Origin of the sequence: Hallella faecis (assembly GCF_018789675.1) — a bacterium.
Classification (GTDB): Bacteria; Bacteroidota; Bacteroidia; order Bacteroidales; family Bacteroidaceae; genus Prevotella; species Prevotella faecis.
The window spans coordinates 55,186-66,001 of the sequence record NZ_JAHKBE010000012.1 but is presented as its reverse complement, the minus strand read 5'-3'; the positions used below and the strand labels follow the sequence as shown (position 1 = coordinate 66,001).

Sequence of the window (10,816 nt, the reverse complement as noted above, 5' to 3'; positions counted from 1 at the left end):
CCTTGCCCATCTGCTGCGAGAGTTGCAATATATGTCGGAACTGAATACCAAGCAGGATTGGTCAGACAAGATAACCGACTTGTTCCGTGAAGCCATACATGAGAGAAACTCGAACCCATCTGCGATAATACCCAAAGCATCGTGGTTGGAACGCTTAGACAACCTGCTCAAACTGAATATCTGCAATTTTGGCAAGAAGTTTGAGACACTCAAAAAGGGTCTGATAAAATGCCGTGACTACATCTTCAATTTCCTCGAAGACCCAATGATACCATCTGACAATAACGGAAGTGAGCGTGGAATACGTAAGTTGAAAATCAAGTTGAAGAACTCCTGCACATTCCGTTCTGATTTTGGGGCAGATGCATTTCTTGAATTACATTCAATCGTTGAAACAGCTAAGAAACACAACAAGACTCCGTTCAATGCAATTCAAGCCTTATTTGAGGCTTGATACCCCGCCATGCCCTTTCGCTGAATAGTTACCCCTTTCCGCACTGCAAACATCCGCCAAGCAAACCGCAATAAATCGGACGCACGGCGACATCCGTGCTATAGGAGAACAAGGGCCATGGGGAAGGTGCGGCTGGGGAAGGCCTCAAGTTGGTAGGTGTCGCATAGGATGTGAGGTTTTTTGGTGAAAAAGTTGTGTCGCAATTTCGGGTGAACGAGCGCGCGAAATGGCCGTTTTTACGGAAAGCGAGCGGCGAAAACAAGGCGGGCGCTGGCGATCGGGCATGTTTCGAGTTGCGAAAGATGCCTAACCCCACCTCGATCGGCCATGTTTCGCATGGCGGTTGGGCATGTTTCGCATGACGAAAGGCCATCTATCGCAATGAGAGAGGTGGAATTCGAAGGGCGTAATGTGGGCACAAAAATACAACCTTTTGATTATAAGCATGTTGCAAAAACACGTCGAGAATCGCGTATTTCGGCCAAATATTTTTGTCGTGGAAAAGAAATGTGTAGTTTGCAGTATAGATTGTTACGCTTTTTGACGCCAACCCCTGAAAGCGCCTCATGGCTCCCAATCCATCCAACCACAAGTGATGGCAAAAGCCATGTGGGCCAACAGCCTTATCATGGTGTATCTACGCCGCGTACCATGGGCGTCCCATCGAGCCTTATATAATAAGGCCGATTTGGGGATAAAAACGCGCCAAGGCCCCGAGCGCTCCCTCGATGGAGGCTTCGGGGCCTTGGCGGTATGTGGACAGGCGCCACCCAGGAGGCGCCATGGGCGGCTGCGGGACCAACGGTTAGTTCTTGGCCTTGTCCTTTGGCTGCGGCTTCAGCAGTTGCTGGTAGCGCTCCGCATCGGCCAAGAGGGCAAAGGCGGCCTTCACCTGCTTGTCGGTGCGCAGCGTGTTCTGCACGGCGCCCCGCTGATAGTAGTAAGCGGCCACGATGTCGTTGTTGAGAATCTCGCAGATGCTCTCCTTATTGAAGTCGAGGTCTTTGGCCAGGTTGGGCTTCAGCTTCTTCCTCAGGGCGTCGAACTCAGCCTTGGCATCGTCGTAATAGCCTTCAAACTTAGCCAACTTCTCGAGGTCGTCGAGCGACTTGGCGCTCATGGCGTCATACTTGAAATGGCTGTTGAGCACCCTTTGCTTAAACTCCTCGTAATCGGCGTCGGTCAGCGCAAACTCGCTTGCGGGGGCAATGGTGGGATGCTTGGCGATGTAGTCGATCTCGAAGGTATGCACCAGTTCGTCGGAGTCGCGCATGGCCGCGAGGTAATAGGTGATGTTGGGCAGCGAGTCGGGCTTCACCACCACCTCGGGCTCAATGCCCCCACCGCCCTTCACCGGACGGCCGTTGGCGGTGTGGAACCCTTCCACGACCGAGTCGGCCACCGCCTCGGCGCTGCCTCCGTTGCCATGGCGATAGGTCACCTTCTGGATGCAACGGCCACTGGGGATGTAGTATTTGTTGGTGGTGAGCTTCATCTGCGCGTTATAGGGAAGGTCCACCATGGTTTGCACCAAGCCCTTACCGTAGGTCTTGGTTCCCATCACCACGGCGCGGTCGAGGTCTTGCAGCGCTCCGCTTGTAATCTCGGAGGCCGAAGCCGACGAGCCGTTGACCAGCACCACCACGGGCATCACGGTGTCGACAGGCTCCACGGTGGTCTTATAGTCGTGGTTCATGCGCTTCACCTTACCACGGTTGCTCACCACGAGTTGTCCTTTGGGCACAAAGCAGTTCACCACGTTGACGGCCTCCATCTCCGAACCACCGCCATTGCCGCGGAGATCGAGCACGAGGCCCTTCATGCCGTTTTTCTTCATCTCGATGATGGCATTGCGCACCTCCTTGCCGCATCCCTCCGTGAAGGAATAGAGGTTCAGGTAGCCGAAACCATTGGCTTGTATGCCATAATAGGGAATGGAGGGCAGTTGGATGATGCGGCGCGTCACCTTGAACTTCATGTTCTTCTTGGTCGACGGACGTAGAATCTTCAGTTCGAACGTGGTGCCGCTCTCGCCCCTGAGGTGCTCCGACACATAGTCGTTGTTCTTCTTCGTCATGTCCTCGCCATCGATGCTGAGGATGATGTCGCCCTTGCGCAGTCCCACCTCGGCGGCAGGCATGTTCTCGTAGGGCTCGTCGATGCATACGCGCCCAAGCTTATAGTTGTAGCGGATGAGCGCTCCGATGCCCGCATACTTGCCCGTGAGCATCATCTTCAGGTCCTTCTGCTTGTCCTCAGGATAATAGACGGTGTAAGGGTCCAGGCCTTGGAGCATCGAGTTGATGGCGTTGCCCACCACCTCGTCGGGGTTGAGCGTGTCCACATACATCATGTCGAGGTTCTTGTAAATGGCGTTCAGAATGTCGAGGTTCTTAGCCACATCAAAATTATGGTCGTCGTTTTGGGCTACGGCCCCGATGGCTGCCAGCCACAGGGTCACGGCCATGATCAGTTTTCTCATGTGCAATCTCTCTATTATATTTGTGTTGCAAAGATACAAACAAAAATGATAGCGACCATCAAGAATGATGATTTTCTAATTGGAGTTTCTGATTTAGGCAGAGTGGGCTGAACTTACCGTCACCGGCGCGAAGCGGAAAGGTAAAGCCCAACAAGCGCATAGCCCAGGGCAAGCGAAACGACACCCTGGGTCAAGGGCGGGCTGAAAGCCCAACAAGAACATAGCCCAGGGCAAGCGAAGCGACACCCTGGGTATGAATACAAACAACATACCCATTAACGCTCTGAAAGAGCAAAAGCGTAATAAATATGGCACAGTCACTGAGCAAAATCCACATAAGGATTAATGCTTTTGCCCTTCCAGGGCGCACCAATGAAAATACTATTAATACCCAGGGTGTCGCTTCGCTTGCCCTGGGCTATGCGCTCATTGGGCTTTCAGCCCGTGCATTATCGGCTGCACCTCAGCAATTCAAGCATGCTTGATTGCATTCGGTTTGAACGATCATTCAGCCCGTTTGAAACTAAATCCGAAACTTTAGTTTTCTAAGCCTTAGGCCCCATTCCACGCATCATTTCCCATGCCACGCCAATGGTCCACCCCACGTTGCGCAAAGCCATGGACAGCCCATCACGCAAAAGTCCCGGCCATCCATAGTGGATGACCGGGACTTTCCCTGATGGGTGTGCCCGCCTTGGGAAGCAGGCGCACGGCTTATTGGGTTGCCTTAACGGCTTACTTCAGCACCTTGAAGGTCTTACCGCCTTCCTTGACGATGTAGACCTGACCGGCCTTCATGTCGTTGACGAGCTGTCCGCCCACGTTGTAGATCTTGCGAACGGCGCCGTTGGCCTCCACCGAGCCGATGCCAGCGGTAGTCATATTGAAGGTCTTGGTGAAGTGGGTCTTCAGGTCGTCGGAGTAGACCTTGATGGTGGCAATGTTCTCGTTGGCCTCGTTCTTGTCGTAAGAAACCACGCAGAACGCGCCCTTACCCTTGAGCTCGGGCTTCACCTCGTCGCCCACCAGTGCAACGTTTGTGAGCTCAGCGTCGTAGATCAGCTCGAAATCGTCGATGATGATCTCGTCGCCATCGCTTCCTTGGCCCGGATCGGCGTTGGTGGAGATGGTGACCAGGATGGCCTTGCCGTCGATAGAGTCGTTGACATAGGTGAAGGGCACAACGATGCGCTTCCACTCACCACCCGTGGTGGCGATGGTATTGTTCACGGCCTTGGCCATGACATTGCGATACGTCTTGTCCTGGGGATCCTGGAAACGGGTGCCATCGGTGATGTAGGCGCTCACCGTGGCATAAGGGTGCTTCTTGTTGGCCTTGGCCTGTGAGAACTTCACCCACACGGCAAGCGAGTCGGGACGACCCACCATATTGATATAATAGGGGTTGCCATTTCCGTCAACCTCAGTGCTGCTCATGTCGAGCTCAGCATGGTTTTGGGGGTCTAAAGGAGAAAAAGAACCAGCTATCATACGGCCCGTGGTAACGGTGCCATTGGCAATAAAACCAATGATAGAAGTGGCCTTCAAGCTAAGGCTTGTGCTTCCTGTGGATCCAGGACGAACATCTTCCGACTGGAACGTATGCGCTGTCTGGGATACTATTGACGCCAACATACCACCTGCCGTAGCGAAAGAGTGCCAACGCAGGGGCTCGTCAATATCATAGGCATAAGTGTGATAGTTCTCAAAACCACTGTTGGGGATCTGATAGCCTGAGCCAAACGTCACGTCGATGTTCTGCTGCAGCGCTTCCATGTAGATGCTGATGCTGGCATAGACACGACCATGAGACAGCTTTGCCACGAAGTTGATAGGCACTTCCTGGAGATTCGGGCCCACCCATACAGCCACATTGGGGTCGTTGCCCTCGGTGATATAAATGCCACGTGAGCACTCGAGCAATGTGTCGGTGCCTGCGACCATTGGCTGCAACTTGTCGATAACGATGTTGCCGATGCCCATTTCCTGTCCACCCATAGACAAGATGAAGTTGTTAAGCGAGAACGTCAGGAGCCCATCCTGGTCCTTGTCCACAGAGATGGTGGCATGTTGCTCAACGCTTTGGCCATTCACCGTCACGGTGAGGCTGTCGGTGTAGTTGGCTGCCATGCTGCTCATAGCGGTCATGGCTACTACTAACAAAGTAAAAATTTTCTTCATAAATACCTAATTACTTATTGTTCTTTTTCGATTTCTTTACTGCTTTCCATATCACTCCCACCTGTCCGAAGATGGGATAAAGGGTTTGGTCGAGCACGTGGAACGAGCTCTTGTGCAAGCCGCTCAAGCCCCAGTTGACCTCGCCATAGAGTCCCCAGTTGTGCCAGAATATCCAATCGGCACCGACACCCACGCCCCATTGGAAGCGACGCATGTCGCTGGAGAAGTTGTAGTAACCCATGGTTCCGGGCGTATCGCCAATGATCACCTTGGGTCCGGTGGGGTCGCCCTGCCTCAGATATCCATTGTGGGCATAGCCCGAGAATCCCTTGGAGGTAAGCACCGAGACGTAAGGACCGAAGCGGAGGTCGACGTTACGGCACACTTTCAACGAGGCTTGCACAGGCACCGTGAACATCCACTGCCTGACATCGGTCGCCACCGAGCCCGTAAACATGCCGTCGAGCGTTTGGTCGCCCTGCACCATCACTTCGTGATAGTTTTTCACATCGGCGTCGATCTTCATGCCCTTGGCCTCGAAACGCAGGCCCACGGCCACGCCCCAACGGTCGTCGAGGGGTTTGGTGGCGTCGACGCCAAGGCTCCAGTTGGCCTTGAACGAGTAGTCGTTGAGACTGCGTATGCTGGCCGGCATGGGCAGCGGAGCCGTTCCACCGATGTTGTAACCACGTCGGGTCTTGACAACCAAGCCTTTCATGAGATTGTCGGCGTTGGCCTGAAGGGTTGCCGCGGCAAGGGTTATGAGGATGAATATCTTTTTGATCATGAGTCGTTAGCTATGAGATAATGAATCGTTTGGGTAGGTAAGCCGTTGCGGAAGGGATGGTCTTACTCCTCCTTCTCGCAGACCACGCGCACCTTGTCGATGCACAACTGGCTGCCGATGGCGCCCTGGAAGTGATGGCCGTCGATCGAAGAGGAGAACACCAAGGCCAGGTTGTAACCGCGGCTGACGAGCGTTTCGAGGTTGATCTCCGACATGTAGTCGAACGTTACGTCGAAGAGCGTCCACTCGGTGGTGGGCTTCACGTAAGCCACCTGGGCGATGGCCACAATGTTGGGATTGGTCTTGGTATCCTCGCCATGAAGCATCACGGGGCGCGTCTCGGTCTTTCCGTCGCTCGTAGTGACCGTTTCCTCATTGCGATAGAACACGGCATAGATGTCGGCGGCGTCGGTTCGGTTCTCCACGGGCTTGCCGTTGCGGTCCTGGAACACCTTGCCCGGCGTGTACTTGTAATAGCCTTGCAACTTCAATGGCTTGCGGTCGAAGGGTATTCCCATGCAGGTGGCCTTCATGGCGTCGGTCAACGCATTGGCCACATCAAACTTTCCAAGGAAGAAATTGCCCGCTGCGATGCGCATGTTGCTCACCGCACCGAACGGGCCTGTGCTCAACGTGGTGAGCTTTACGCCATAGCCGTCGTAGCCATCGGCCAAAGGAACCGATGGGTACTCGTCGGCAGGGGCCTTGCCCATGCTCATCTGGTAGCCCGCATTGCCCGTGGCCCAGTTGTTGCCCCACTGGCCATCATTGAGCTCGTCGTGCCAAACATAATATTTTTTCTTCTGCGGCTCAAGCTCAAAATTCTCGAAATCGTAGGCCACGGTGTCGCGTACGGTGCGCGAGGTGGGCACCACGCTGACGGTGTAGGCCCTCGACCACTGCTTGTCTTGCGACCCAACGACGTAGTTCCAACGTACCGTCCCGGTGGCCTCGTCGACCGTTCTGGCTGAGCTTGTCACGCTGGCGCCCGGGGTGAGCACCAACTGTGGCTCCACAAGCGACAGGTCGGCAGCCGGCTCGCGCCTGACGTTGAACACAACATCCGTATTGTCGGACAACACCTTTTGCAATGTGTCGCCCAACTGGTAGAACGTGCCCAACGGCTCGTCGAGGTGGAAATAAACCGCTTCGATATCACATTCCGCATTCAGCGGCTCTTCCTTGAAACAGGAAGTAAGCAATGAGCAAGCTGCCACAAAGGGCAGCAGGGGATGATATTTCATATACAATCTTTTCTAACTGAGCCTTATAGGGAGGACCAATAGTTTCAAAGTGCAAAGGTACACCTTTTCAAATATTCCACAAAAAAGATTGACGCAAATATGTTTTCAAGAGGGTTAAATTACCCTATTTTTAATTATTTAAGGTTGTCCACCAGCAACTTTCGATTAAAAAAACAGCAACTTTCGTATAAAATAAGTACTTTTGCAACAATCAAACCATTCGAAGGAAAAACGAACATGAAGATTGCACTGATCGGCTACGGTAAGATGGGACACATGATTGAGCAAATCGCCATCGCCCGCGGCCATGAAATTGTCTGCAAAATCGATGTGGACAACCAAGACGACTTTGACAGCCCGGCCTTCGCATCTGCCGATGTGGCCATAGAGTTTACCAACCCCACAGCGGCCTACAGCAACTACCTGAGGGCCTTTAAGCACAACGTGAAGGTGGTGAGCGGATCGACGGGATGGATGACCGACCACAAGGACGACGTGGAAGCCCTGACAAAGGACGGAAAGCAGACGCTGTTCTGGGCGTCCAACTTCTCGATTGGCGTGGCCATCTTTGCCGCCGTCAACAAGTATTTGGCTAAAATCATGAACCAGTTTCCACAATACGACGTGGAAATGGAGGAGACACACCACATCCACAAGCTCGACGCACCGTCGGGAACAGCCATCACACTGGCCGAAGACATCGTGGACCTGCTCGACCGCAAGGACGCTTGGAAGGCAGGCGTCACCACGTGGGACGACGGACATGTGGATGGATCGACCGACCATAAGGCTAACGAGCTGCTCGTGAACAGTGTACGCCACGACGAGGTGCCCGGCATTCACACCATCACCTACAACAGCGAGGCCGACCAAATCACCATCAGCCACAGCGCCCACTCACGACAGGGATTCGCCCTCGGAGCCGTGCTGGCCGCCGAATACACGGCCAACCACACGGGACTGCTGACCACAACCGACCTCTTCAGCTCGCTCATCCCCTAACGAACACACATTCATTCCGCAAACATCAGAACGGCTTGAAACGCCCGCCACCGCCTGCCGCCGCTCACACGACACCCAACACCCCTAAGGCAAGGCGACGGAGCGCACAAGCCCAACACTACTATGATCGACAAGGAAAAAGCAAACCTCAACATGAAGAAGCAATGGGCCAAGTTGGCCGTGGTGCTCTTCCTCTACGCATTGTGCATTGTATGGGTGCAACCCCGCTCCATCACCGGCTGGCTGCTGACGCTCGCCGGCGCCCTGCTGCTCTTCGACGTTTACATCACCAAGAAGATACGCTGGCAGTGGTGGAAGACTGCCGAAGGCCCTGTGCGCTTCATCATGAGTTGGGTAGACGCCCTCGTGTTCTCACTGGTGGCCGTCTACTTCATTAACCTCTTCCTCTTCCAAAACTATGTCATCCCTTCGAGCTCGCTTGAGAAGTCGTTGCTGACGGGCGACTACCTCTTCGTTTCGAAGGTGAGCTACGGACCACGCATCCCGCAGACGCCGCTCACCATGCCGCTGACACAGCACACCCTGCCCCTCATACAGGCCAAGAGTTACATTGAGTGGCCCCATTGGGACTACCGACGCATGAAGGGATTGGGAAAGGTGCAGCTCAACGACATCGTGGTGTTCAACTATCCCGCCGGCGACACCATCGTGACAGAGCCGGCCTACCAGTCGTTCGACTACTACGGCATGGTGTACAGCCTGGGCCAACAGATCTACGAGCAAAACTTCGCCGACACGGTCAGCCCTGCCAACCTAAACCGACAGGAGCAGTACGACTACTTTAAGATGATCTACAACCTGGGCCGCAACTACATTGCCAACAACCCCAACACCTACGGTTCCATCGACTCGCGACCCACCGATCGCCGCGAGAACTATGTGAAACGATGCGTGGGACTGCCTGGACAGACGTTGCAGATCAAGAACCGCATCATCTATCTCAACGGCAAGGCCAACAAGGAGCCCGACAATGTGCAATACACCTACTACGTGAAGCTCAAGGGCAACCTGCCCGACGACTTCATGCACGACCTCGGCATCTCAATGGAGGACCTGACAAGCCTCAACCAAAACGGCTACCTGCCGCTCACCAAGAAGGCCGCCAAGGCGCTCAGCGCACGCAAGGACCTCGTGGCAAGTGTTCGCCTGAACACCGACCAGTATGTGGGCGACCTCTATCCGCTCAACGCCGTGACGGGATGGACACGCGACAACTATGGTCCGGTATGGATTCCGCAGAAGGGCAAGAGCATTCGCCTGACCATGGACAACATCGCCGTTTATGAGCGCCCGATACGCATCTACGAGGGCAACGACCTCGAAGTGAAGAACGGACACATCTACATCAACGGCAAAATCGCCAATAGTTATACTTTCAAGATGGACTACTACTGGATGATGGGCGACAACCGCCACAACTCTGCCGACTCGCGCTACTGGGGCTTCGTGCCCGAGGACCACATCGTTGGCAAACCCATCTTCATCTGGTGGAGTTCAGATCCCGACAGAAAGGGCTTCGAAGGCGTACGCTGGAGCAGGCTCTTCAGATGGGTTGACAACATCAAATGAGGCAACTCGCCAAGTTTATCGTAGCATTGGGCGCCTTCACGGTCATCCTATTGGCCGTGCGCGCCTTCGCCTTCGCCATCTACAGCGTCCCCATGGATGTCGCGCCGACACTCCACAAGGGCGACCGTGTGGTGGTGAACAAGGTGTCGCATGCCACGTTCAAACGAGGCGACCTCATGGTTTTCAACCAGCCTGGACGACTTATTGGCGCTGTAGAGGCCGTGCCGGGCGATACCATCACGGTAGACAGCGCAACTTATCGCATTCCCTACCGATGCTGCAGGCGCTGCACATGCCGCAACTGTAAGCTCTATCTTGTCAACACGGGCCAAAGCCGCGTCTTGGTGCACTTGCACCAGGTGGAGGGAAAGGCCACAAGACTCTATCATCTGCCATGGTGACCATCGCACAACACGAGGCTGCAAACAATTCGGTAGCCCTGCTTTCGTCTACTTATTTTGGGCCGGTGCAATGGTACCAAAAGCTGAACCGCTACGGCCTTTGCCTGCTGGAGCGGCACGACCATTTCGTGAAACAGACCTACCGCAACCGTTGCCTTATCGCCACGGAGGCGGGACAACAGGCACTCACGGTGCCAACGGAGCATGGAGAGAGCTCAAAGTGCGCCATGGCCAACATGCGCGTAAGCGACCATGGCAACTGGCGCCACCTGCATTGGAACGCCTTGCAGTCGGCCTATGGCGAGAGTCCGTTCTTCGAGTATTACGCCGACGACATCAAGCCTTTCTTCCAACAGCGTTGGGACAACCTGTTCGATTTCAACCTGGCCATCACGCTCAAACTTTGCGAGTTGCTCGACATCAGGCCCAACCTGCAGCTTACCGACCAGTATGCCGACGCCGACAAGCTACAGGCCGACGACTTCCGCGATGCCATTCGCCCGAAGAAACCGTTGCCCGACCCTTCGTTCGTAGCCACTCCTTACTATCAGGTGTATCAGCAGAAGCACGGCTTCCAGCCCAACCTCTCCATCCTCGACCTATTGTTCAACGAGGGCAATGAGGCCATTTTTTTCCTTTAACCCAATGGATCGTTAGACCGAAAGGGAAGATTGT

Annotated in this window: 10 protein-coding genes; 6 read left to right on the top strand and 4 right to left on the bottom strand. The window is 54.5% G+C overall.

Going from position 1 to position 10,816, the window contains the following annotated elements; translation table 11 throughout:
• A partial coding sequence (locus KM934_RS04780; protein WP_215759483.1) for an IS66 family transposase occupies positions 1-454 on the top strand: 454 nt, incomplete at its 5' end.
• Positions 455-1,259: 805 nt separating this feature from the next.
• On the opposite strand, the gene KM934_RS04775 is transcribed toward KM934_RS04780, so the two are convergent.
• The gene (locus KM934_RS04775; RefSeq protein ID WP_215759482.1) at positions 1,260-2,936 is read right to left on the bottom strand and encodes a S41 family peptidase; all 1,677 of its coding nucleotides are present in this window, start codon (positions 2,934-2,936) and stop codon (positions 1,260-1,262) included.
• Positions 2,937-3,244: 308 nt separating this feature from the next.
• On the opposite strand from KM934_RS04775, the gene KM934_RS04770 reads away from it, so the two are divergent.
• Positions 3,245-3,421: a hypothetical protein gene (locus KM934_RS04770; protein ID WP_215759481.1), complete on the top strand. Its 177-nt coding sequence runs from the start codon at positions 3,245-3,247 to the stop codon at positions 3,419-3,421.
• Positions 3,422-3,671: 250 nt separating this feature from the next.
• Here the strand turns inward: KM934_RS04770 and KM934_RS04765 are convergent, their stop codons facing one another.
• The 3 genes from KM934_RS04765 to KM934_RS04755 all read right to left on the bottom strand — a co-directional run bounded on the left by KM934_RS04765 (position 3,672) and on the right by KM934_RS04755 (position 7,148).
• Positions 3,672-5,117, bottom strand: coding sequence for a calycin-like domain-containing protein (locus KM934_RS04765; RefSeq protein ID WP_215759480.1), 1,446 nt, complete (start codon positions 5,115-5,117; stop codon positions 3,672-3,674).
• Positions 5,118-5,127: 10 nt separating this feature from the next.
• The gene (locus KM934_RS04760; protein WP_215759479.1) at positions 5,128-5,904 is read right to left on the bottom strand and encodes a porin family protein; all 777 of its coding nucleotides are present in this window, start codon (positions 5,902-5,904) and stop codon (positions 5,128-5,130) included.
• Positions 5,905-5,966: 62 nt separating this feature from the next.
• Positions 5,967-7,148 carry a PCMD domain-containing protein gene (locus KM934_RS04755; RefSeq protein ID WP_215759478.1) on the bottom strand — a complete coding sequence of 394 codons (1,182 nt, stop codon included), beginning with the start codon at positions 7,146-7,148 and terminating at the stop codon, positions 5,967-5,969.
• Between the two features lie 237 nt (positions 7,149-7,385).
• On the opposite strand from KM934_RS04755, the gene dapB reads away from it, so the two are divergent.
• From dapB to KM934_RS04735, 4 genes are all read left to right on the top strand, one after another.
• Positions 7,386-8,150, top strand: a complete 765-nt coding sequence (dapB, locus tag KM934_RS04750; protein ID WP_215759477.1) for a 4-hydroxy-tetrahydrodipicolinate reductase — start codon at positions 7,386-7,388, stop codon at positions 8,148-8,150.
• Between the two features lie 123 nt (positions 8,151-8,273).
• The gene (lepB, locus tag KM934_RS04745; RefSeq protein ID WP_215759476.1) at positions 8,274-9,740 is read left to right on the top strand and encodes a signal peptidase I; all 1,467 of its coding nucleotides are present in this window, start codon (positions 8,274-8,276) and stop codon (positions 9,738-9,740) included.
• Entirely contained in the window at positions 9,737-10,141 is a 405-nt protein-coding gene (locus KM934_RS04740; RefSeq protein ID WP_215759475.1) for a S26 family signal peptidase, read from the top strand. The genes lepB and KM934_RS04740 overlap by 4 nt, the downstream gene beginning before the upstream one ends.
• A complete protein-coding gene (locus tag KM934_RS04735; protein ID WP_215759474.1) occupies positions 10,135-10,782 on the top strand; it encodes a WbqC family protein in 648 nt (215 codons plus the stop codon). The genes KM934_RS04740 and KM934_RS04735 overlap by 7 nt, the downstream gene beginning before the upstream one ends.
• The last annotated feature ends 34 nt before the right edge of the window (positions 10,783-10,816 follow it).

What these genes read in the sequence shown, in the direction of transcription:
- KM934_RS04770 (WP_215759481.1), top strand. Translation starts at nt 3,245, where the DNA reads ATGGCACAGTCACTGAGCAAAATCCACATAAGGATTAATGCTTTTGCC.
- dapB (WP_215759477.1), top strand. Translation starts at nt 7,386, where the DNA reads ATGAAGATTGCACTGATCGGCTACGGTAAGATGGGACACATGATTGAG.
- KM934_RS04760 (WP_215759479.1), bottom strand. Translation starts at nt 5,904, where the DNA reads ATGATCAAAAAGATATTCATCCTCATAACCCTTGCCGCGGCAACCCTT.
- KM934_RS04740 (WP_215759475.1), top strand. Translation starts at nt 9,737, where the DNA reads ATGAGGCAACTCGCCAAGTTTATCGTAGCATTGGGCGCCTTCACGGTC.
- KM934_RS04765 (WP_215759480.1), bottom strand. Translation starts at nt 5,117, where the DNA reads ATGAAGAAAATTTTTACTTTGTTAGTAGTAGCCATGACCGCTATGAGC.
- lepB (WP_215759476.1), top strand. Translation starts at nt 8,274, where the DNA reads ATGATCGACAAGGAAAAAGCAAACCTCAACATGAAGAAGCAATGGGCC.
- KM934_RS04755 (WP_215759478.1), bottom strand. Translation starts at nt 7,148, where the DNA reads ATGAAATATCATCCCCTGCTGCCCTTTGTGGCAGCTTGCTCATTGCTT.
- KM934_RS04775 (WP_215759482.1), bottom strand. Translation starts at nt 2,936, where the DNA reads ATGAGAAAACTGATCATGGCCGTGACCCTGTGGCTGGCAGCCATCGGG.
- KM934_RS04735 (WP_215759474.1), top strand. Translation starts at nt 10,135, where the DNA reads ATGGTGACCATCGCACAACACGAGGCTGCAAACAATTCGGTAGCCCTG.